Below are 22,708 nucleotides of genomic sequence, written 5' to 3'. Positions count from 1 at the left end.
CGCGGCCAACAGGGCCATCATGAGCACATGAACCAACTCGTCCGGCCCCGTGAGGGGCGCATGATCGCCGGCGCCTGCCTCGCCGTCGCCAACAGGTTCGGCGTGAACGTCGTCGCGGTCCGGATCCTGACCGTCCTGGCGACGGTGTTCTTCGGCCTGTCGATCTGGGTCTACATCCTGCTCTGGATCCTGATCCCCGCCGAGCGCTGACGCCGGCGGCTCCTCCCGCCCGCGTCAAGCCCGCCCCGATGTCGCCGGCACCGGCCAAGATGGGGGGATGAGCGACGTGCTCGAGCGGTTCAGCCCTGCCACGCAGGACTGGTTCCGCGGCGCCTTCTCGAGCCCGACGGCCGCGCAGATCGGTGCGTGGGACGCGATCTCCAAGGGCAAGCACGCGCTGGTCGTCGCCCCCACCGGGTCGGGCAAGACGCTCTCGGCGTTCCTGTGGGCGATCGACCGGGTCTTCCGCGAGAAGGACGCGTCGGCGCCCGCGGCGACGACGGGCCGCAGAAGGCGAGCGGATGCCTCGCCCTCCCCCACGCGGATCCTGTACATCTCGCCGCTCAAGGCCCTCGGGGTCGACGTCGAGCGCAACCTCCGGTCGCCGCTCGTCGGCATCCACCAATCCGGGCGCCGTCTGGGTGTCGCGGTACCCGACGTCACCGTCGGGGTGCGCTCGGGCGACACGACGTCGAGCGACCGGCGCAAGCTCGTCACGGCTCCGCCCGACATCCTCATCACGACCCCCGAGTCGCTCTACCTGATGCTCACGAGCCAGGCGGGCGAGACGCTGAAGGGTGTCCACACCGTCATCGTCGACGAGGTGCACGCGGTCGCCGCCACCAAGCGCGGCGCTCATCTCGCGGTGAGCCTCGAACGGCTCGACGCCATGCTCGACAAGCCCGCTCAGCGCATCGGGCTCTCGGCGACCGTGCGGCCCATCGACGAGGTCGCCCGGTTCCTCGGCGGCTCAGCGCCCGTCGAGATCGTCGCTCCCCGGTCGACCAAGGCCTTCGACATGCGGGTCGTCGTGCCGATCGACGACATGCTCAACCCGCCACCGCCGCCCGGCACCGAGCCGTGGGCGCCCGCCCCCGCTCCCGGCGACGCCGAGGTCATCGACGAGGACTGGTTCGCCGACGGCAGCGCCGGCACCGCGAGGGCGGCCGGCGGCGGCGAGACCGAGATGACCGGCTCGGTGTGGCCGCACGTCGAGGAGGCGATCGTCGACCGCATCCTGCAGCAGCGGTCGACCATCGTCTTCTGCAACTCCCGCCGCCTCGCCGAGCGGCTGACCGGACGGCTCAACGAGATCTACTCCGAGCGGCTCGGGCTCGATCTCCCCGAGGCATCCGTCCCGGCGGCCATGATGGCGCAGGCCGGTGCCACCGCCGGCGCCGACCCCGTGCTCGCCAAGGCGCACCACGGGTCGGTGTCGAAGGAGCAGCGGGCGCAGGTCGAGGAAGAGCTGAAGTCCGGCGTGCTGCGGTGCGTCGTGGCCACGAGCAGCCTCGAGCTCGGCATCGACATGGGCGCCGTCGATCTCGTGATCCAGGTCGAGGCGCCCCCGAGCGCAGCGTCGGGTCTGCAGCGCATCGGCCGTGCGGGGCACCAGGTGGGCGAGGTCAGCCGCGCCGCGCTCTTCCCCAAGCACCGCAGCGACGTGCTCCACACCGCCATCGTGACCGAGCGGATGCTGGCCGGTCAGATCGAGGCGATCTCCATTCCGCAGAACCCGCTCGACATCCTCGCGCAGCAGACGGTCGCCGCCTCGGCGCTCGGCCCGGTCGAGGTCGAGGGCTGGTACGAGACGCTCAAGCGCAGCGCGCCCTTCCGCTCACTGCCCCGCTCGGCGTACGAGGCGACGCTCGACCTGCTGGCGGGCCGCTTCCCCTCCGACGAGTTCGCCGAGCTGCGGCCGCGGCTCATCTGGGACCGCGATCACGGCACGCTCACCGGCCGGCCCGGCTCGCAGCGCATCGCGGTCACGAGCGGCGGCACGATCCCCGACCGCGGGCTCTTCGGCGTCTTCATCGCCGGCGAGTCGCAGAACGCCCGGGTGGGCGAGCTCGACGAGGAGATGGTCTACGAGTCGCGCGTCAACGACGTCTTCACCCTTGGCACCACGAGCTGGCGCATCGTCGAGATCACCCACGACCGGGTGAACGTCGTGCCCGCGTTCGGCCAGCCGGGCAAGGTGCCGTTCTGGCACGGCGACGGCATCGGGCGACCGGCCGAGCTCGGCGAGGCACTCGGCAAGTTCTCGCGCGAAGTCTCCACCGCCAAGCCCGGCAAGGCCGAGGAGCGTCTGCGCGACGCGGGGCTCGACGACAATGCGCAGGGCAACCTCCTGGCCTATCTCGCCGAGCAGCGCGAGTCGACGGGCACCCTTCCCACCGACCGTCAGCTGACCGTCGAGCGCGGGCGCGACGAGGTGGGCGACTGGCGCGTCATCCTGCATTCCCCGTACGGCATGCAAGTGCATGCGCCGTGGGCGCTGGCGGTGAACGCCCGGATCCGCGAGCGCCTGGGCGTCGAGGGATCCGCCGTCGCGAGTGACGACGGCATCATCGCGAGGATTCCGGATGCCTCGGCCGACCCGCCGGGCGCCGAGCTGTTCGTCTTCGACCCCGACGAGCTGGAGCAGATCGTCACCGACGAGGTGGGCGGCTCCGCGCTGTTCGCCTCCCGGTTCCGCGAGTGCGCGGCACGTGCCCTGCTGATGCCCCGGCGCAACCCCGGGCGGCGCAGCCCGCTGTGGCAGCAGCGGCAGCGGTCGGCCCAGCTGCTCGAGGTCGCGCGCCGTTACCCGACGTTCCCGATCATCCTCGAGACGCTGCGCGAGGTGCTGCAGGACGTCTACGACGTGCCGTCGCTCCTGCGCATCGCGCGCAGCATCGGCGACCGCCGCATCCGACTGATCGAGACCGAGCCCGCCCAGCCGTCGCCCTTCGCACGAGACCTCCTGTTCGGATATGTCGGTGCGTTCATGTACGAGGGCGACTCGCCCCTCGCTGAGCGCCGGGCCGCGGCGCTCTCCGTCGATCCGGCCCTGCTGTCGGAGCTGCTCGGCAAGATCGAGATGCGGGAGCTGCTCGACCCGGACGTGATCGCGCAGTTCGAGCGCGAGGCGCAGCGACTCGACCCCGAGCGTCGCGCGCGGGGCCTCGAGGGGATCGCCGATCTGCTGCGACTCCTCGGGCCGCTGGACGCCGCCGAGGTCGCGGCCCGACTGCAGCCGGCCGACACGGCGACCGAGACCGCGGAGGCCGATGCAGCGTCCCTCCTCGACGCGCTCGTCAGCGCCCGCCGGGCGATCCCCGTGACCATCGCCGGGTCCCCGCGCATCGCCGCCGTCGAAGACGCCGGTCGCCTGCGCGACGCGATCGGGGTGGCGCTGCCGGTCGGCATCCCCACCGCATTCCTCGAGCCGCTGGCCGACCCGCTGGGCGACCTCGTCGCGCGCTACGCGCGTACGCACGGGCCGTTCACGGCAGATGCGGTCGCCCAGCGCCTGGGCGTCGGAATCGCCGTCGCGCGGCACACCCTGCAGCGACTCGAGTCGCAGGGGCGGCTGGCAAGCGGGTTCTTCCTGCCCGCCTCGGCGGCGACGGCGGGCGACGACACCGAGTGGTGCGACGCCGAGGTGCTGCGCCGGCTCCGGATGCGGTCGCTGGCGGCCATCCGCGGCAGCGTCGAGCCGGTGCCGCAGGACGCCTACGCCCGGTTCCTGCCGGTGTGGCAGCACGTCACGCGTCCCCTCGAGGGCGTCGAGGGCGTCGCCGCGGTCGTCGAGCAGCTCGCCGGCGTGCCGATCCCCGCCAGCGCGTGGGAGTCGCTGATCCTCCCCGCGCGCGTCGCGGGCTACACCCCCGCGATGCTCGACGAGCTGACGGCGTCGGGAGAGGTCGTCTGGTCCGGGCACGGCAGCCTCCCCGGCCGCGACGGCTGGGTCGCCCTGCATCCCGCCGATGCGCTCCCGCTGACCCTGACGGTCTCGGGCGAGGACGAGATCGCGCCCGGCTCGCTCGACGAGCAGCTGGTGGCCGCCCTCGCCGCGGGCGGCGGCTACTTCGCCGCCCAGCTGCGCGGACTCACCGGCGCCGAGAACGAGCAGTCCGTCATCGACGCGCTCTGGCGGCTGACCTGGGCAGGACGCGTCACGAACGACATGTTCGCCCCCGTGCGCACGCTCGTGGGCGGAGGCTCTCAGGCGCACCGCGTCGCCCGCAAGGCGCCCCGCACCCGCCTGTACCGCGGGGCGGCGGTCCGCACCGTCGCGGCGTCCGTCCCGCCGCGCCCGCCGGCGATCGGCGGGCGGTGGGCGCTGCTCCCCGAGCCCGAAGGCGACGCAGCGCTGCGCGCCACGGCCGCGGCCAGCCTGCTCCTCGACCGGTACGGCGTCGTCACGCGCGGGGCGGTGCAGGCCGAGGGGCTGCCCGGCGGCTTCGCCCAGGCCTATCGCGTCCTCGCGGGCTTCGAAGAAGCCGGCCACTGCCGGCGCGGCTACGTCGTCGAGAAGCTCGGCGCCGCCCAGTTCGCGGCATCCGCCACCGTCGACCGACTGCGCGAGTACGCCGGCCTGCCTGACCCGCCCCCGCTGCGCGCGGTGACGCTGGCAGCGACCGACCCCGCGAACCCGTACGGTGCGGCGCTCGCGTGGCCGGCTCTCGACGGCGTCGGGCACCGGCCCGGCCGCAAGGCGGGTGCCCTGGTCGTCCTCGTCGACGGGATGCTGGTGCTCTATCTCGAGCGGGGCGGCAAGTCCGCCCTCGCCTTCACCGGCGACGAGGCCCACATCGCCGCCGCCACACGCGACCTCGCCGCGACCGCGCGGGCACGGCGGCTCGACACCCTGACCATCGAGCAGGTCAACGGGGCGTTCATCCACGGGACGGGGTGGGGACGCGCGCTGCGCGACGCGGGCTTCGTGGAGTCGCCCCGCGGCCTGACGCTGCGCCGGCTGACGGCGGGCGACGCCGAGCGCGCCGCGCGACAGGGCGCAGGTTCGGCGAATGCCTGAGGGCGACACCGTCTACCGCACCGCACGCCGCCTGAACGATGCGCTGGCGGGGGCGACGGTGACGCGCTTCGAGCTGCGCGTTCCGCAGGTGGCGACGGTCGATCTGCGCGGGAGCGTCATCCACGACGTCGTCTCGCGCGGCAAGCATCTGCTGCATCGCATCGGCGACCAGACGCTGCACAGCCACCTCAAGATGGAGGGCGAGTGGCATGTCTACCGGCGCGGGGAGCGCTGGCGCAACGCCGCCTTCAAGGCGCGCGCCGTCATCGGCGCGACCGCCCCCGACGGCACCGAGTGGGAGACCGTCGGCTTCGACCTCGCCGACATCACGGTGGTGCCGACATCGGCCGAGGACACGCTGGTCGGCTACCTCGGACCCGACCCCCTGTCCGACACGTGGGATCCGGCCGAGGCGGCCCGGCGCCTCACGGCCGATCCCCGCGCCGTTCACGTCGCGATCCAGGACCAGCGCAACGTCGCAGGCTTCGGCAACGAGTACGCGAACGAGATCCTCTTCGTGCGCGGCATCCTGCCGACGACGCCCGCCGACCGCGTCGACACCGCCGCTCTCGTCGACCTCGGCGCCCGCATGATCCGCGCCAATCGCGACCGCAGCGGGCGCACCTTCACGGGCGATCCGCGGCCCGGACGATCGACGTGGGTGTACCGGCGCGAGGGGCGCGAGTGCCGTCGCTGCGGGGCGATCATCCGCGGCGGTGCGCTCGGCGCGGACCCCACGAAGGAGCGCATCGTGTTCTGGTGCCCGGTGTGCCAGACCGGGCCGGAGACGACCTGACGACGCGCGCGAGACGTCGCAGACGGACGATCTGTCGGCCGTTGCGCCGACAGTCGAGCACGCGGCACCGTGAGCGGCCCGAAACCGCGCGGTTTCCTGACCGTTACACAACTCCGGACGATCTGTCGGACCGGTAGCCTCGGCATCACTGATCGTCCGGTTCGCGCACCGGCGCATTGCGTCGGACGAACCAGCCGATATTGAATACCCCACACATCCCACCCGGTCGTGCAATGTCGCGCGACCCGCGAGCAGGAGGACCTCACCAGGTGACCACGGCGACTGACGCGGAGACGGCTCCGGCGACCAACCCGGTCTCGACCGAAGGCCGCGGTGCCGTGGTCCTCGACGGCATCACGAAGCGCTACGGCGATCAGCTGGCGGTCGACGACCTGTCGCTGACGATCCAGCCGGGCGAGTTCATCTCGCTCCTGGGTCCTTCCGGGTGCGGCAAGACGACGACCCTGCGCATGATCGCCGGCTTCGAGCACCCCGACTCCGGCGACATCAGCGTCTCGGGCACCTCTGTGCTGAACGCCCCGCCGTACCGTCGCGACGTCAACACCGTCTTCCAGGCCTACGCGCTGTTCCCGCACCTCTCGGTGGCCGAGAACGTCGCGTACGGCCTGCAGCAGCGGCGCACGCCGAAGTCGGAGATCCGCGAGAAGGTGTCGCAGGCGCTCGACCTGGTGCAGATGCGCCGCTTCGGCGACCGCAGGCCCACGCAGCTCTCGGGCGGACAGCAGCAGCGCGTCGCCCTCGCGCGCGCCCTCGTGAACCGTCCGGCGGTGCTGCTGCTCGACGAGCCGCTCGGTGCGCTCGACCGGCAGCTGCGCGAAGAGATGCAGCTCGAGCTCAAGCTGCTCCAGTCGCGGCTGGGCATCACCTTCGTTTTCGTCACGCACGACCAGGGCGAGGCCCTGTCGATGAGCGACCGCATCGCGATCATGCGCGCCGGCCGCATCGAGCAGCTCGCCGATGCCGACACGGTCTACGCCCGGCCGGCGTCGGCCTACGTCGCGGCGTTCGTCGGTCAGCAGAACTTCTTCCGCGGTCAGATCGCCGAGTCGGGTGCGGCGATCGCCTCGCCGCACGCGCTCGTCCGCGCTTCTCAGGCGAAGCTCGCCGCCACCGGTCAGGGCGAGGCGGCCGTGCGCCCCGAGTACATCCGCATCGAAGCCGACGCCTCCGGGGCGACGATCGACGTCAATGCCGCTCGCGGCGAGCTGATCGGCGTCTCGCACCTCGGCGACACCATGCAGTACCTCGTGCGGCTCGGCGACGACCAGAGCCTCATCGTGCGTCGCCCGACACCCGATGCGCCCGCGCTGCAGGTCGGCGACTCCGTCGTGTGCGCGTGGTCGGCGGACCACGTGCTGCTGTTCCCCGCCGATGAGGCCGCTCAGGAGGGCGGCTACATCGCCCCGCCGACCCTCTGACCTTCCCCAATTCCACACAGCCGCCAGCATCCGCTCACCCGGCTCCGACCCGAACTGGAGACCTCGATGACCGACTCCCGCAACCCGATCCGCATCCTCGCGCCCGAAGGCTCGGCCCCGCAGATCATGCGCGAGCTCTCGCGCCGTCGCTTCCTCAGCATCGCCGCCATCGCCGGCGGCGCCGCCGCGCTCGCGGCATGCTCACCGGGCGGGGGCGGATCGCCGCAGCCGCAGGCGACGGGCGGCGGCCTCGAGGACAGCCTGTCCGTCTACACGTGGGGCGACTACGACTCGCCGGACGTCGTCTCGGGCTTCACGTCCGAGCTCGGACCCAAGGTCACCCTCGACTCCTACAGCTCGAACGAGGAGCTCATCGCGAAGCTCGTCGCCGCGAAGGGCACGTCGGGCTACGACATCGTGGTGCCGACCGGCGTGTTCATCCCGCAGATGATCGAGAACGGCCTGCTGACGAAGTTCAACAAGGACCTCCTGCCCAACATGTCCAACATGGACCCGGCCTACCTCGGCCGCGCGTGGGACCCGGGCAACGACTACTCGGTGTGCAAGGCCTGGGGCACGACCGGCTTCGTCTACGACAAGAACGTCATCACGCGCGAGCTCGCGACGTGGGCCGACTTCTTCGATGCGGCGCAGAACGAGGCGAGCGGCAAGACGTCGATGCTGGACGACCCCGCCGGCACCCTCGGCTCATACTTCTGGTCCAACGACACCGACTGGAACACCGACGACCCCGAGCAGCTCGAGGCCGCCCGCCAGTTCCTCGTGTCGGAGGTCGCGTCGCACGTCTCGGCGTTCGACTCGTACCCCAGCACCGCGATCGTGCAGGGCTCGCAGGTGCTGATGCAGTCGTGGAACGGCGAAGCGCGCCTCGGCATCCAGGAGTCGAGCGAGCCCGACCGCTGGCAGTGGGTGCTCCCCGGCCCACAGACGGAGCTCTGGATGGACAACTGGGCCATCGCCGCGGGTGCACCGCATCCCGAGGCGGCCCACGCATTCATCGACTACTCGATGTCGCCCGAGAGCCTCGCCCTGAACCTCGACTACATCGGCTACAACGTGGGCGGGAAGGACATGGACGCGAGTGCCGTCGACCTCAGCGACTTCATCTTCTTCACCCCCGAGCAGCTCGAGACGATGCACGAGCAGGAGCTGAACGACTCCCAGACCACGCGCGTCGAGATCCACAACGAGATGAAGGCCGCCGCTGGTGCGTAGTCGCTCCGCGGGAGCCGCGCTCGCCGTCCCCGCGTGGGCGTGGCTCCTGCTGTTCTTCGTCGCCCCCGTGGCGATGGTCGTGTGGTTCAGCTTCGGCTACAAGCCAGGCATCTTCGGCACGCACGCGAACGACATCCTCTCGTTCGACCGGTACGTCGAGGCGGTGTCGCCCACGTTCTTCGCGACCTTCCAGAACACGCTGTGGGTCGGCGTGCTGGGTACTGTCCTGTGCTTCCTGATCGGGGCGCCCGTGGCGTACTGGATGGCGTTCAAGGTGCGCCCGTCGCGTCGCGGCATCCTGATCGCTCTCGTGCTGGTGCCGTTCTGGACGAACTTCCTGGTCCGCACGATCGGCTGGCAGGTGATCCTCGCTCCTGAGGGATGGCTGTCGACGGTGCTGCAGTCGATCGGCGTGCTCGACGGTCCGCTCGCGCTCATGTACACGCGCACGGCGGTCGTGATCGGCGTGGTCTACAACTACCTGCCGCTGATGATCCTGCCGCTCTTCGTGGCCTTCGACCGCGTCGGACCCGCGCTGCGCGAGGCGTCGAAAGACCTGGGGGCCGGCAAGTGGACGACGTTCTTCCGTGTCACCCTCCCGCTCTCGCAGCCCGGCATCATCGCCGGCGTCCTGCTGGTGTTCATCCCCCTCATGGGCGACTACATCACCGCGACCGTGCTCGGCGGCGCGCAGGGCAACATGGCGGGGCAGCTCGTGGCGAGCCAGTTCCAGACGGCCCAGAACTGGGCACTCGGCTCGGCGATGGCCGTGCTGCTGATGCTCGTCATCATGCTGACGATCGGCATCGCCGCCGTGATCATCTGGCTGGTGACCATGCCGTTCCGCGTGCAGAACCGGCTCGTACTGGGCCCCGCACCCGAGACCGTGAGAGCGGATGCCGCGACCAAGGCCCCCGCGGAGGTGGCGTCATGAGCCAGACGACGACCGAGACGATGCTGCGCGCGCAGCCGCGCAAGGGCGACGGAGTGAAGGCTCCCCGGGCCAAGCGCTCGGGGTCCGACATCGCCTTCAACGTGTGGGGCGTGATCGTCATGCTCTTCCTGTTCCTGCCGATCATCGTCATCGTCATCTACTCCTTCAACACGGGCCGTCTGCTCGTGTCGTGGGACGGCTTCGGCTTCGACGCGTTCCTGACGATCCTCGAGAAGCCGGCCATCCAGAACGCGGTGCGCGTCTCGCTCATCACGGCGTTCATCGCGGCGATCATCGCGACGGCCCTCGGCACCCTCGCCGGCATCGCCATGGCGCGCCACCCCGGCAAGTGGGTGTGGTGGTTCCTCGGGCTCCTCCTGCTCGTGTCGGTGACGCCCGAGATCGTCGACGCCGTCGCGCTCCTCCCCTGGATGGTGTTCCTCGGCCAGGACCTCGGGTTGACGATCTTCAACGACGGCATCGTGCGTCTGTCGGTCGGCTCGTCGCTGTTCGCGACCGCCGTCGTGTCGTACATCGTGCGCGCACGCCTCGTGGGCATGGACGCCAACCTCGAGGAGGCGTCCGCCGACCTGTACGCGAAGCCCACCACGACGTTCCGGCGGATCACGCTCGCCCTCGCGATGCCCGCCGTCCTCGCGGGCTTCCTGCTGGCGTTCACGCTGAGCCTCGACAACACCATCGTCGCGGCGTTCGTGCAGGTGTCGGGCACGACGCCGTGGCCGGTGTACGTGCTCAGCGCGGTGCGTTCGGGGCTGCGGCCGGAGATCGCCGCGGTCTCGACGATCATGCTGCTGCTGACGCTGGTGGCGCTGGCCCTCGTGGCCCTCGTGCTCAAGCGCGCGGGAGACTCCGCCACGCAGATCGCCCGCACCATGACCGGCGGCTGAGAGGAACCCATGGCCTACGCCGACCTCGTCTTCACCGGCGGGCCGGTGTTCACCGCGAACACCGTCCGCTCACGTGCCCGCACCGTCGCGGTGACCGACGGCCGGATCGTCGCGGTCGGCGGAGACGACGTGCGCGACCTCGTCGGACCGAAGACCGAGCTCGTCGATCTGCGAGGACGGATGCTGCTGCCGGGGTTCCAGGACGCCCACGTGCATCCGGTGTGGGGCGGGCTCGACATGCTCCGCTGCGACCTGTCGGCGCTCGGCACGGCCGCAGAGTACCTCGAGGCGATCGGCGCCTACGTCGCGGCGCACCCCGACGACGAGTGGATCCTCGGCGGCGGCTGGCAGATGTCGGCGTTCCCCGGAGGCACGCCCACGGCGGCCGCCCTCGACACGGTGATCGCCGACCGCCCCGCGTTCTTCCCGAACCGCGACGGCCACGGCGCATGGGTGAACTCGGCGGCGCTGCGCCTGGCCGGCATCGACGGCGACACCCCCGACCCGGCCGACGGGCGCATCGAGCGCGACGCCGACGGCAACCCGTCGGGCACCCTCCACGAGGGCGCGATGGGTCTGGTGAACCGCCACCTTCCCGAGGAGCCGCTCGAACGCCTCACCGAAGCGCTCCTCGTCGGCCAGCGCCACCTTCACTCGTACGGCATCACGGCGTGGCAGGACGCGATCGTCGGCTCGTACGGCGACGCCGGCGACCCCGGCCCGGCGTACCTGAAAGCCGCCGCCGACGGCACGCTCACCGCGCGGGTCGTCGGGGCGATCTGGTGGGACCGCACGCAGGGCCTCGAGCAGCTCCCGTCGATCCTCGAGAAGCGCGAGCGCTACCGCGGCGGCCGGTTCGCCGCGACGAGCGTGAAGGTCATGCAGGACGGGGTGGCCGAGAACTTCACCGCCTCGATGCTCGAGCCCTACTGCGACGGGCACGGCCACTTCACCGACAACTCCGGCATATCGTTCGTCGATCCCGCGGTGCTCAACGAGGCGGTCCCCTTCCTCGACGCCGAGGGCTTCCAGGTGCACTTCCACGCGATCGGCGACCGCGCCGTCCGCGAGTGCCTCGACGCCGTCGAGCACGCGATCGAGCGCAACGGGCGCGGCGACAACCGTCACCACATCGCGCACATCCAGGTCGTCCACCCCGAAGACATCCCGCGTTTCCGTCAGCTCGACGTCGCCGCCAACATGCAGTCGCTGTGGGCGGCGCTCGAGCCCCAGATGGTCGACCTGACCCTGCCGTTCCTCGGTGATCCGCGGAGCGCCTGGCAGTACCCGTTCGGCGACCTGCTGCGCGCCGGCACGGTGCTGGCGGCCGGCAGCGACTGGTCGGTGTCGACGCCGAACCCGCTGGCGGCGATCCACGTCGCAGTGAACCGCCTGTCCGCGCCCGGTGAGGAGGAGGGCGAGTACGAGCCGTTCCTCCCCGAGCAGGCGATCGACCTCGCGACCTCGCTCACCGCGTACACCGCGGGGTCGGCGTGGGTGAACCATCTCGACGAGACCACCGGCACGATCGAGGTTGGCAGGCTCGCCGACCTCGCGGTGCTCGACCGCGACCCGTTCGACGGGCCCGCCGACGAGATCGGTGCGACGCGCGTGCTGCAGACCTTCGTCGAGGGTCGTCGCGTCTACGCCGCGCCCGACGCCTGACAGGGCGTCCGGCACCCGACGGGGATTGCGACAGGGCGGGGGTCGCGTCGGCCTGCGGCGACCGCGAGGATCGAAGCAGACCCCGACCGAACAGGGAGTGATACCCGTGGGCACGACCGTCTTCGAACGACAGCGGCCGGCAGCATCCGTTATCTCGCACAGCCTCGCGGGCGCGCGTCAGAGCGTGTTCTGGCTCGACGACCTTCCCGGGGCCCCCGCGCGGCCGCGGGTGTCGGCCGAGTCGACGGCAGACCTGGTGGTCGTCGGCGCGGGCTACACCGGCCTGTGGACGGCGCTGCAGGCCAAGCGCCGCGATCCCGACCGCAGGGTCGTCGTCGTCGAGGCGCGGACGGTCGGCTGGGCGGCGTCCGGTCGCAACGGCGGCTTCTGCGAGGCGAGTCTCACGCACGGCCGCGACAACGGCCTGAGCCGCTGGCCGGACGAGATCGATCGCCTCGACGAGCTCGGGCTCGAGAACCTCGACGCGATGGGCGAGGACATCGCCCGCTACGGCATCGACGCCGACTGGGAGCGCGTCGGCTCGCTGGGCGTGGCGACCGAAGCGCACCAGCTCGAGTGGCTCGACGAATGGGCAGCGGATGCCGCGGCCCGCGGTGAAGAGGGAGTGGTGCGTCTCAGCGAGGCCGAGGTGCAGGCATCCGTCGCCTCACCCACCTACCTCGGGGCCGTGTGGGAGCAGCGCTCGACCGCGATCGTGCACCCGGGCAAACTCGCGGCGGGCCTGGCCCGCGCCGCCGAGGAGGCCGGGGTCGAGATCTTCGAGGGCTCGCCCGTGCACGCGATCGACGATTCGGGCGAGGCGGTGAAGGTGGTGACGACCCACGGCCGCATCACCACGCCCCGCGTCGCACTCGCGACGAACGTCTTCCCGTCGCTGCTCAAGCGCAACCGGCTGATGACGGTCCCCGTGTACGACTACGCCCTCATGACCGAGCCGCTCTCGGACGACCAGCTCGACGACATCGGGTGGGGCGACCGGCAGGGCATCAGCGATCTGGCGAACCAGTTCCACTACTACCGCCTGAGCCGCGACAACCGGATCCTGTTCGGCGGCTACGACGCCGTCTACCACTACGGCCGCCGCGTGCGGTCGCAGTACGAGAGCCGTCCCGGGACGTTCGAGAAGCTCGCGAGCCACTTCTTCACGACCTTCCCGCAGCTCGACGGCCTGCGCTTCACGCACCGGTGGGCCGGGGCGATCGACACGTCCACGCAGTTCTGCGCCTTCTTCGGCACCGCGCGGCAGGAACGCGTGGCCTACGCCGCGGGCTTCACCGGCCTCGGCGTCGCCGCAACCCGCTTCGCCGCGGACGTGATGCTCGACCTCCTCGCGGGCGAGCGCACGGAGCGCACCGAGCTCGAGATGGTGCGCAAGCGCCCGCTGCCCTTCCCTCCGGAGCCGGCCGCGGCGATCGGCATCAACGCGACCCGGTGGTCGCTCGACCGCGCCGACCACGACCGCGGGCGCCGCAACCTGCTGCTGAAGACCCTCGACGCCCTCGGATTGGGGTTCGACTCATGACCGAACTGGACGCCGGCGTCCTCGTCACCGCGACCGAGGTCGACGTGCCGCTCACCGCCGTGCCCGCGGGGCAGGTCGTCGCAGGGTCGCCCGCGACCGGCTCGGTCGACCTCGACGAGGACATGGGCATCGGGGTGTGGGAGATGACCCCCGGCGCGATGTCCGACACCGAGATCGACGAGGTCTTCGTCGTCGTGGCCGGGCGGGCGACCGTGAAGTTCACCGACCCCTCCCTGCCCGCTATCGACCTGCAGCCCGGCTCGATCGTGCGCCTCGAGGCGGGCATGCGCACGGTCTGGACCGTGCGCGAGACCCTGCGCAAGGTCTACCTGGCGTAACCCGGCGCCGCGCCCGCGGGCGAGCTCAGCGTCCGGCGGAGCGGCGCACCAGCAGCGCAAGGTGCAGAGCGGTCTGCGTCTCGCCGTCGTCGAGATCGACGCCGAGCAGCTCCTCGATGAGCGCGATGCGCTGGTAGAACACCGAGCGCGAGAGATGCGAAGCGGATGCCGCGGCCGTGCGGTTGCCCGGATGCGCGAGCATCGCCTCGAGGACGTCCAGCAGGTCGCCGGTGCGCGTCAGGTCGTGCACGATCAGGGGGGCCAGCATCCGCTCGCCGTGCTCGATCACGCGATGGTCGTCGCGCAGCGCCGTCACCAGCTGCACGAGCGGCCGGTTCTCGGCCCGCCGCAGGTGCGGGCCCTTGCCGGGCCGCCGGCGCCGTCCGCGGGCCAGGTCCACCGCGTCGTGGAGCGAGGCGAGGGCTGGGTCCAGCCCCTCGGCCAGCCTTCCCACCGACAGTGTCATCCGGTCGACGTCGGCCGGTTCGGCGAGCGCCGCCGCGAACGCGAGCGCCGCGGCGTCGTCGAACGCGGTGGCGGCGGGCACCGAGAGCAGCAGCGCGGTCGCCGGCGCCGGGACGCCGTCGGGCGCCGACCCGGCGAGGGCCCTCCCGCGGAGGGCGCGGGCCGCGGCATCCGCTCGCTCTGCCGGAACGGCGACCCCCGAGACGACGATGCCGTAGAGGTGCGCGCCGCGCAGCGGCAGCCCGGCGGCCTCGAGGCGCGCCGCGGCGCCGCCCGCGCCGGCGAAGCGGCCCGCGAGGAGGCCGTCGATGAGCCGGCGGCGGCCGATGCGACCCCATTCGTCGGACTCGCCGTCGGCGAGGCGGCCGACCGCGAGTGCGATCGCACCCTGCTCGAGCACGGCGGTGCGCCCGGCGGGATGATCGGGTCCGGGGAGGGCGATGAGCGTACCCCAGCGGACTCCTCGCGCCTCGACGGGAACGATGAGCCAGTCCTCCGGCCCGGGCGCCGCTCCCCTCTCGCGGCGCTGCTCGGCCCGGCGATGCGCAGACCGCGAGCGGAGCTCCCACTCGGTGAAGAGCTCCTCCTCGAGCGCGAGCGGGACTTCGGCGGCGACGATCTCGTGGCCCCGGTTCTCGAGGATCACCGGCGCGCCGAGGGTCTGCGCCATCTGGTGGACGATGAAGTCGGCGGGCGAGCCCCGCAGGACGAGCGCCGTGAACCGCTCGCGCACCTCGTCCCTCGATCGCAGCGCGTCGCTCTGCCCGGTGATGATGCGGCCGTGCACGGCCTCGGTGATGGTGATGAACTTCAGCTCGCGGTGCAGGATGATGAGCGCGAGTCCCCGCTCACGCGCGGCGTCGACGATGACGGCGGGCACGTAGCGGTAGTGGGTTCCGAGTTCGAGGATGAGGCCCGCGAGACCGGCGTCGTCGAGCTCGCCGATGAACCGGCGCAGGTCGGCGGGGTCCTCCGGCCACGACGAGCCGGTCGACAGCAGCAGCTCACCGCCGTCGAGCAGCCGGGCGACCCCGGCGTTGTCGGACACGTGCAGCCACCGCACGCGGCGATCCAGCGCCTCGTCCCCGACGAGCACCTCGGGCACTCCCTGGGCGACGGCGTCCAGCGAGATCACCTCCCGCACCGTGGGGAGGGTCTCGAGGGCTGATCCGGCGACCAGACGTTCCGTATGGATCGATCGATCTTCGCGACGGTCGGGCACCGTTGCACCAACTTCTACTCTGACAAACTGGGCCCGCTCAGCCTAAACCATGTCCGGTCGATCTGTCCGGACGGCCTCTGGGAGTCTCCTCTGATGACCGAAACGCTGTCTCGCGAAGCCGCCTACGTCGACCGCGTCGGCGCGGCCCGGACCCTGCCCGATCTCGAGGCCGACGCGCGCGTGCGCGCCGACGACCGCGGGCACGTCTTCCACTCGTGGAGCGCGCAGGCGGTCATCGATCCGCTGCCCGTGGCCACCGGCGAGGGGGCGACGTTCTGGGATTACGCGGGCAATGCGTACCTAGACTTCAGCTCGCAGCTGGTGAACCTGAACCTCGGGCACGGACATCCGGATCTCGTCGATGCGATCCAGCGGCAGGCGGGCCGTCTCGCGACGATCCAGCCCTCGATGGCGAACGACGTGCGCGGCGAGCTCGCGCGGCGCATCGCCGGCGTGGCGCCCGAGGGCATGGAGAAGGTGTTCTTCACCAACGGCGGCGCGGACGCGAACGAGAATGCCGTACGCATGGCGCGGCTGGTCACGGGCCGCCGCAAGGTGCTGTCGATGTACCGCAGCTATCACGGCAACACGTCGACGGCGATCGCGCTCACCGGAGACCCGCGGCGCTGGCCCAACGAGCCCGCCGACGGGTCGGTCGCCAAGTTCTTCGGCCCGTACCCCTACCGCTCCGCTTTCCACGCGACGTCGCCGGAGGAAGAGGCGCAGCGGGCGCTCGAGCATCTCGAGCAGACGATCGTGCTCGAGGGAGCCTCGACCATCGCGGCGATCGTGATCGAGACGATCGTCGGCACGAACGGCGTGCTGGTGCCGCCTCCCGGCTACCTCGCCGGCGTCCGTGCACTGTGCGACCGCTACGGCATCGTCTACATCGCCGACGAGGTCATGGTGGGCTTCGGCCGCGTCGGAGAGTGGTTCGCCTTCCAGGCGTTCGACGTCGTGCCCGACCTCATCACGTTCGCGAAGGGCGTGAACTCGGGCTACGTGCCGCTCGGCGGTGTCGTGATCTCGGATCGCATCGCCGCCCACTTCGACACGATGGCGTTCCCCGGCGGACTCACGTACTCGGGCCACCCGCTCGCGTGTGCGGCCGGCGTCGCGACCTTCGACGTGTTCGAGCGCGACGGCATCCTCGAGCGCGTCCGCGACCTCGGCTCGCGCGTCGTCGAACCGCGCCTGCGCGACCTCGCGACGCGGCATCCGTCGGTCGGCGACGTCCGGGGCATGGGGCTGTTCTGGGCGATCGAACTGGTGCGCGACCGCGTCACGCGCGAGCCGCTCGTCCCGTTCAACGCGAGCGGAGCGGATGCCGCACCCGTCGCCGCGGTCGCCGCGGCGTGCAAGCGCGACGGCGTCTGGCCGTTCACGCACTTCAACCGGGTGCACGTGGCGCCGCCGCTCGTCATCGCGGAGGACGAGCTCGTGCGGGGCCTCGACGTCATCGACCGGGCGCTGTCGCACGCCGACCGGTTCGCCGGCTGACGTCAGCGGCGCGCGGCGCTGCTGCGTCAGCCGGGCACGACCGCGTCGCCCACGCGGATCTCCGGCGGATCCGACGCACCGGCGAGGTCGGGCACGAGCCAGATGCCGAACCACGTCTTGCCGTCCCAGCGGCGGTGCTTCGCGAGCGTGCGGATGGGCTCCTTGCCGCGCTCGAGCGTCACGGGGTCGATCGTGGTCATGACGCACCGGTCGCAGACACCGCTCACCCGGAACCGCACCTCTCCGAGCGTCACTGAGCGCCAGTCGTCTTCCGCGAACGGAGCCGCGGGGTCGCCGTCGACCACCACGTTCGGGCGGAAGCGGACGATGTCGAGCTCGGGTGCCTCATCGGACGTCCACCGGTTGAGCTGCGCCATCGATGCTTCGCTGGTGAGCAGGAGCGGACCCACATCGGCGAGGGTGACGTGGTCGCCGGGCCGGCGAAGGACTTCACGGGATGCACACGGAGCCGGGTCACCTGCATCGAAGAACGCTACCGCGGGTCAGGCGCGCTGCCGCCGGGACATCACGTGAAGCCGGCTCAGGAGCGCGAGCAGTCGGACGACGACCACAATCGCCGAAAAAGCAAGAGGGAGGTGCCGGCGGCTCTCATGCGATGGAATCCGAACAGGACGGGGTGACGAACAACCGGTGCATCCAGGGAGACGGATGCACGGGAATGAATAGTCAGGGAATGTCGTTATTCCTGTACTCAGCACTATCCGGTGCTGCAGGAGGGGACTGTGGGCAAGAACTACGTCGACATCGAGAACGACCGTGGCGAGACGCTGCGCTACCGCAAGCACGTCAACGGTCGAGGCCTCATCGCGCACGGCGCCAAGGTGCATCCGAGCGCCATCGTCGAAGCGGGGGCGTATGTCGAGCCGGGCGTGCAGATCGCCGCGGGCGCGCACGTCGGCCGCGGCGCGTGGGTCGAGTCGGATGCCGTGATCGGCCCTGACGCAGACATCGCGCCGCACGCGCACATCGGTCCTCGCGCCGCCATCGGCGCAGGCGCGAAGATCGGCGTCCGCACTCACGTCGGCAGCGAGGCACGCGTGGCCGTCGGGTCGCTCATCGGCGACGACGAGACCATCGCCGACGGCGAGCGCGTCGCGACCGACCAGCGCGGGCTGCGCCTCGCGGCGTAGACCCGCCGTCAGGCGAGGTCGCGCAGCCGCGCGGCGATGCCGCTCTCCTCGCCCGCGCGACGCTCGTATGTCACCGCGATGATGAGGAGCACGGCTCCGACCACGGCGAGCGTCACCCACCACGGCATCGACTCGATGCCGCGGCCGATCTGCACCGCGAAGGCGAGGACGTTCTCCACCGGCAGAACAACGATGCCGATGAGGAACGGCGCCGCCAGCCGGCGGCTCGCCCCGACGAGGATCGCCGCCAGCGCGAGCACGATCACCAGGATCGCCCGCCACGTGAGCGGGTCGGTGAACGTCGCGGCGATCGAGGCGCTCAGCGTCACGACGATGCCGGGCGCGAGGAGCGCCCACGACCCCGTCCACCCCGCCGACCAGTCGGAGAGCCTCCCCGGCCGGATCGCGCGGGGTGCGGCATCCGTCGCCTCCGGCTTCATGGCGAGCGCCCCGGCGACGAGCAGCGCCGCACCGAGGGGCAGCGAGAACCACTCCACCCGCAGGTCGCGCGGGCTCCAGGCGACGACGGCCGTCACGAACGCGAGTCCGAACACGAACCACACGGGCGGCAGCCCCGTGGGGCGGCGAAGACCGACGCGCGCGACCGCGACGAGGAACGCCAGCAGGCACATCATGAGGGCCCACAGCGTCCAGATCGTAGTCCAATCCCGCTCGATCGCCGGCCACGCCGCGACCGAGACGTAGGCGAGCGCGGGCGCGAGGAGCCACCTCGAATCGTGCACGCGTGAGCCGTCCACCGCACCCGAGCGGATGCCTCGCGCGGCGAGCGCCGCCGGAACGGCGCCGGCGATGCCCAGCGCGAGGCACGCGAAGACGAGGAGCACGCCCTCCGGCGCCGGATCCCGGCCGAGGCCGAGCCGCACCGCCTCGACGGCACCGGCGGCACCCGCCGCGATCGCCATCGCGAAGGTCACCGAGCGGAGCGGGCGCAGCGCGCTCGCGACGACGCCGGATCCACGGCCGAGCACCGCACCGACCAGGACGAGAACCCAGGACGCGGCCACGAACGCGACGGCGCGGACGGGCGATCCCGACACCGCGAGCAGCACCACCAGCGGCACGACCGCCGCCAGCAGACCCGCGGTATAGAGGCGCACCCCGGGCAGGCCCCGGGCCGTCAGGGCCGCCCCCACGACCGCGGCCCCGAGCGCCGGCGGCAGGAGGTAGGGCTCGACCGCGACGACGCCCGCGATTCCCCAGGCGCACCAGAGCGCGCCGGTGAACGAGGCTGCGGCCAGCCACCAGCCGTATCGGCGACCGCCGCGCAGCGCGGTCGCCACGCCACCGACCCCGAGGATCACCAGGACGGTCAGCGCCGTCGAGAGACCGGCGGCGTCGCGCACCAGCGACAGCATCACGGCGATGCCGGAGGTGACCAGCGTCGACGCCTCGATGGCGATGCGGACGAGCGCGGCATCCCGCTCGCCGATCCGCGGCGCGAGCGCGGCGCGCACGAGCGGACCGCACGGCAGCACGACGGCGACGATCAGCGCGATGAGGGGCAGCACCACGGGCGAGCCGCTCGCGACCAGCAGCTGGGCGCCCAGACACACCACCACGACCGCGAGCGACGGCACGAGGATCGCCGCCGCTGCGAGCCGCACAGGCAGAACGAGCCCGGCACGCTTCGTGTGCACGAGCGTCAGAGCGAGCAGGAAGATCAGCGCCGTCGAGAGCGCAGTCCAGCCGCTGCGCTCGAAGACGACCTGCGCGACGCCGACCACGAACGGCACCGACGTCACGACGAGGATCGCCTGCCATGCCTGCGCGGACACGCGCGGCACGAAGGTCGCGACGACCGCCGCGACGGCGCCGGCCGAGGTCGTCAGGCAGACCAGCGCCACACCCTCGACACCCTGAAGGAAGAGGAGGGCGGCGAGGACGACGAGGGCGTAGGCGTACCCGACCGCGACATGCAGGAAGCGCGCACGAGCCGGAACCGACCGCGCCAGGACGGCCACGGCGGCCACGACCGCCGGGCCGGCGAGCGCGGCGAGCTCGAGCCCCCCGTGCCACGACAGGACGGTCGAGAGCACCGCGAGAAGGTGGGCGCCGATGACGAACGGCACGCGGACCGAGATCGATGACCTACGCACGCGGGGCGTGAAGGATACAGCGAGCGCCGCGGCAGAGCCGAGCACGAGACCCAGCGCCACACGGGCCCACAGCGCGAGCCCGGGGATGCACGGCAGGGTGAGGGTCGACAGCACGCCGAACCACAGGCCCAGGTGGCCGACCCACAGAGTGCCGAGCGGTGCGGGTCGATCGGCCTCGACGCGGATCGGGTGGAGGCGCTCGCGCAGCAGCGCGAACGCCGGCAGCCCGATCGCGACGCTCGCAAGGCCCAGGGTCGTGGCGACAGCGGTGTCGGTGGACGCGAGTGCGGCGCCGGTGAGCAACGTGGCTGCGCCGATCAGCATCGCCGACGCGACCGGAGCGATCGCCGTGACTCCCACCACCGCGAGCGCCCCCGCGCACAGCAGGCCGCGGCGCACCGCGCCCGGCGCGGGGACGAGCAGCGCCCAGAAGATCGCGCCCGCCATCGCAGCGGCCGGGACGACCGCGACCGCCCCGTCGCCGAGGTCGGCATCGGGCACGAGCAGGGCCGGTACGACGGCAGCGGCCGCGGTGCCCGCCGCCCCGGCGAGGAAGCTCCACAGGCCGCCTGCCGGGTGACGAGTCGACACGAGCGACAGCGCGGCCGACACGACGAGGCAGATGCACAGCGCCATGAGGGCGTACGGGGGCGGGAACGCGCCGAAGACCCAGCCCTGGATCAGCGCGACCCCGACTGCGACGAGCTGCACCACGGTGAGCGTGGCACGCTCGGCCCGCAGCGGCTCACCCCACCACCGGTCGAGGAGTCCCGTCGTGGCGATGAGCCCGAAGGCGGCGAGGGCGACGCCGAGGTGGCCGACGACCGGGAGCCCGATCGCATACCCCGCCATCGCCGGGACGAGCGCCAGCGCCACCAGCGCACCCCACAGCCACACCCGGATGCGGCGGCGCAGCGCCCACACCCCCAGGAGCGCCGCCACGCCGAAGGTGGCCCCGGCGGCGACGGCCCACGGCTCCCGCGGGCTGATCCCGGTGAGCGCCTGGATGTCTAGCCCGAGGAAGACCAGGCCCAGTGCGCCGACGGCTTCCGCCGAGAACTGCAGCCCCCGCCGCGCAAGCGCGGCGGCACCCACCAGGAACACGGCGGTCACGGCGCCGACGAGCAGTCCGCGGATCGTCCCGTCCGTGAGGTCGGGGTTGAAGAACGTGAACACGACGGCCGCGACCGCGACCAGACCCGCGCCGGCCACCGCGAGCACCGACTGCACCGTCGCACTCGCCCGCGGGGCGGCGGCGGGCGCCGGGACCGGTCCGATCGACGCCGGCGGGACCGGCGCGGTGGGCGGCAGTGCGTCCGCCGGCGCCGGGCGCTGCGCCACCCGGTCGAGCACGCCCTGACGAGCCTCGAGCGCCTCGATGGCGGCGTGCGAGGCATCCCACAGCTCGCCGCCGATCTCGCGGTAGTCGGCCCCGCACCGCTCGCACGTCTGACCGCCGAGCGCCGCCCCGCAAAGGGGGCACGACGCCGTGTCGCGCAGTCCTGCGAGCGCCGCCCTGCTCCACGCGGGCACGCGGGTCGTCGCGAGCGCGTTCACGAGAGGCCCTCCGCGCTCGTACCGGCGACCCCGGCGCCGTCGCCGTCGCCTTCGATGCGCTCATCTCCCTCGACCCACACGAGGATGTCACCGGGCTGGCAGTCGAGCACGCGGCAGATGGCGTCGAGCGTCGTGAAGCGGATCGCCTTGGCACGGCCGTTCTTGAGCACGGACACGTTCGCCGGGGTGATGTCGATCGCCGCCGCGAAGTCGGCCACCGACATCTTCTTCTTGGCGAGCTCGACGTCGAGGTTGATGACGATCGGCATCACACCACCTCCGACAGGTCGTGCTCGAGCTGCGACGCCTTCTTCAGCAGTCCGCGGAGCACGACGATGAGGAGCGACAGGCCGGCCCCGACGACGATGCCGAGCACGCACAGGAGGAGGATCGAAGGGGTCATCACGCCCGATGCGAACAGCGTGACGAGGGTGATCGCGACGAGGAGCGTCGCGCCGGCGACCGCGCCCAGACTCACGTCGACCGACGGGTACGCGCTCTCGCTGAAGATGCCGTCCGCGCTCACGAGCGACAGCAGCCGCCATACGCACAGCAGGACGACCTGCACGCAGACCAGGAACAGGATGCCGATGACGATGCCCGGCACCTGCAGATAGGCGATCTCGTGGTAGCGCCACGCCGACTGGGCCGCGACCGCGGGAATCACGAACAGCTGGCACGCGAGGAGCAGCAGCAGAAGGAGCGCGATCAGCGCCTTGAGCACCAGGATGGTTCGACGTTGCATGGGTCACCTATCGACACTCGGCATGGATCTATCGATAAACAATAGCTTTCCATCGACTTTCGAGACAAC

Annotated in this window: 16 protein-coding genes and 1 pseudogene; 12 read left to right on the top strand and 5 right to left on the bottom strand. The window is 71.8% G+C overall.

Annotated elements, in window-relative coordinates; translation table 11 throughout:
- The first annotated feature begins 27 nt into the window (after positions 1-27).
- The 10 genes from OB08_RS05300 (at position 28) to OB08_RS05255 (ending at position 13,882) form a co-directional block, all read left to right on the top strand.
- A complete protein-coding gene (locus OB08_RS05300; protein WP_461472869.1) occupies positions 28-210 on the top strand; it encodes a PspC domain-containing protein in 183 nt (60 codons plus the stop codon).
- Between the two features lie 67 nt (positions 211-277).
- Positions 278-5,023 (top strand): DNA glycosylase AlkZ-like family protein, encoded by a 4,746-nt coding sequence (locus OB08_RS05295; RefSeq protein WP_461472867.1) that lies wholly within the window; start codon positions 278-280, stop codon positions 5,021-5,023.
- Positions 5,016-5,819: a DNA-formamidopyrimidine glycosylase family protein gene (locus OB08_RS05290; RefSeq protein WP_461472865.1), complete on the top strand. Its 804-nt coding sequence runs from the start codon at positions 5,016-5,018 to the stop codon at positions 5,817-5,819. The genes OB08_RS05295 and OB08_RS05290 overlap by 8 nt, the downstream gene beginning before the upstream one ends.
- Before the next feature lie 269 nt (positions 5,820-6,088).
- Positions 6,089-7,258, top strand: a complete 1,170-nt coding sequence (locus tag OB08_RS05285) for an ABC transporter ATP-binding protein (RefSeq protein ID WP_461472863.1) — start codon at positions 6,089-6,091, stop codon at positions 7,256-7,258.
- Positions 7,259-7,324: 66 nt separating this feature from the next.
- A complete protein-coding gene (locus OB08_RS05280; protein WP_461472861.1) occupies positions 7,325-8,494 on the top strand; it encodes a polyamine ABC transporter substrate-binding protein in 1,170 nt (389 codons plus the stop codon).
- Positions 8,487-9,428, top strand: a complete 942-nt coding sequence (locus tag OB08_RS05275) for an ABC transporter permease (protein WP_461472859.1) — start codon at positions 8,487-8,489, stop codon at positions 9,426-9,428. Before OB08_RS05280 ends, OB08_RS05275 begins: the two co-directional genes overlap by 8 nt.
- On the top strand, positions 9,425-10,336 hold the full coding sequence (locus OB08_RS05270) for an ABC transporter permease (protein ID WP_461472857.1): 912 nt from the start codon (positions 9,425-9,427) through the stop codon (positions 10,334-10,336). The genes OB08_RS05275 and OB08_RS05270 overlap by 4 nt, the downstream gene beginning before the upstream one ends.
- A gap of 9 nt (positions 10,337-10,345) precedes the next feature.
- The gene (locus tag OB08_RS05265) at positions 10,346-12,001 is read left to right on the top strand and encodes an amidohydrolase (protein WP_461472855.1); all 1,656 of its coding nucleotides are present in this window, start codon (positions 10,346-10,348) and stop codon (positions 11,999-12,001) included.
- Positions 12,002-12,107: 106 nt separating this feature from the next.
- Positions 12,108-13,544 carry an NAD(P)/FAD-dependent oxidoreductase gene (locus OB08_RS05260; RefSeq protein ID WP_461472853.1) on the top strand — a complete coding sequence of 479 codons (1,437 nt, stop codon included), beginning with the start codon at positions 12,108-12,110 and terminating at the stop codon, positions 13,542-13,544.
- Positions 13,541-13,882, top strand: coding sequence for a cupin domain-containing protein (locus OB08_RS05255; RefSeq protein WP_461472851.1), 342 nt, complete (start codon positions 13,541-13,543; stop codon positions 13,880-13,882). Before OB08_RS05260 ends, OB08_RS05255 begins: the two co-directional genes overlap by 4 nt.
- 25 nt (positions 13,883-13,907) lie before the next feature.
- Here OB08_RS05255 and OB08_RS05250 read toward each other — a convergent pair whose 3' ends face one another.
- The gene (locus OB08_RS05250) at positions 13,908-15,491 is read right to left on the bottom strand and encodes a PucR family transcriptional regulator (protein ID WP_461472849.1); all 1,584 of its coding nucleotides are present in this window, start codon (positions 15,489-15,491) and stop codon (positions 13,908-13,910) included.
- Positions 15,492-15,662: 171 nt separating this feature from the next.
- Between OB08_RS05250 and OB08_RS05245 the strand changes: the two genes are divergently transcribed.
- Positions 15,663-17,069 carry an aminotransferase class III-fold pyridoxal phosphate-dependent enzyme gene (locus tag OB08_RS05245; protein WP_461472847.1) on the top strand — a complete coding sequence of 469 codons (1,407 nt, stop codon included), beginning with the start codon at positions 15,663-15,665 and terminating at the stop codon, positions 17,067-17,069.
- Between the two features lie 26 nt (positions 17,070-17,095).
- On the opposite strand, the pseudogene OB08_RS05240 reads toward OB08_RS05245, so the two are convergent.
- Positions 17,096-17,482, bottom strand: a pseudogene (locus OB08_RS05240) (MOSC domain-containing protein); the annotation flags it as partial.
- 330 nt (positions 17,483-17,812) lie between these two features.
- On the opposite strand from OB08_RS05240, the gene OB08_RS05235 reads away from it, so the two are divergent.
- Entirely contained in the window at positions 17,813-18,220 is a 408-nt protein-coding gene (locus OB08_RS05235) for a transferase (RefSeq protein ID WP_461472845.1), read from the top strand.
- Between the two features lie 8 nt (positions 18,221-18,228).
- Here the strand turns inward: OB08_RS05235 and OB08_RS05230 are convergent, their stop codons facing one another.
- Genes OB08_RS05230 through OB08_RS05220 form a run of 3 tightly spaced genes read right to left on the bottom strand, consistent with a single transcriptional unit; the run spans position 18,229 to position 22,639 of the window.
- Entirely contained in the window at positions 18,229-21,894 is a 3,666-nt protein-coding gene (locus OB08_RS05230) for an SCO7613 C-terminal domain-containing membrane protein (RefSeq protein ID WP_461472843.1), read from the bottom strand.
- Positions 21,891-22,163: a helix-turn-helix domain-containing protein gene (locus tag OB08_RS05225; RefSeq protein ID WP_461472842.1), complete on the bottom strand. Its 273-nt coding sequence runs from the start codon at positions 22,161-22,163 to the stop codon at positions 21,891-21,893. The genes OB08_RS05230 and OB08_RS05225 overlap by 4 nt, the downstream gene beginning before the upstream one ends.
- Positions 22,163-22,639 carry a DUF2975 domain-containing protein gene (locus OB08_RS05220; protein WP_461472840.1) on the bottom strand — a complete coding sequence of 159 codons (477 nt, stop codon included), beginning with the start codon at positions 22,637-22,639 and terminating at the stop codon, positions 22,163-22,165. The genes OB08_RS05225 and OB08_RS05220 overlap by 1 nt, the downstream gene beginning before the upstream one ends.
- Positions 22,640-22,708: the final 69 nt, after the last annotated feature.

Source organism: Microbacterium sp. HJ5 (genome assembly GCF_054824025.1).
Note: the sequence above shows the minus strand (reverse complement) of the source record. Positions and strands in the feature narration are given on the sequence as shown.